Consider the following 308-nt stretch of genomic DNA (forward strand, 5'->3'; position numbering starts at 1 on the left):
TAAGAAATGGTAGGAGTGAGCTTGCTCGCGATGCGGTGTGTCAGCCGAGACGGTTGTCACTGGGCCGCCGCTTCGCGACCGTCGTAACCTCCGATTGCTCCTACAGGAGATTTGCGTTCGACACGGATTTTGGAGGCGGGTAAGAATTTGCGTTCGACACGGATTTTGGAGCCGGGTGAGAATTTGCGCTCGACGCCGATTTTGGAGGCGGGTAAGAAATGGTAGGAGTGAGCTTGCTCGCGATGCGGTGTGTCAGCCGAGACGGTTGTCACTGGGCCGCCGCTTCGCGACCGTCGTAACCTCCGATT

The 308-nt window shown here is 57.8% G+C and carries 1 protein-coding gene; it reads right to left on the minus strand.

The window, feature by feature from the left end:
- Positions 1–56: 56 nt before the first annotated feature.
- A partial coding sequence (locus ACYAR8_RS24740) for a hypothetical protein (RefSeq protein ID WP_463581342.1) occupies positions 57–308 on the minus strand: 252 nt, incomplete at its 5' end.

This window comes from Pseudomonas sp. HP_01 (assembly GCF_055284355.1).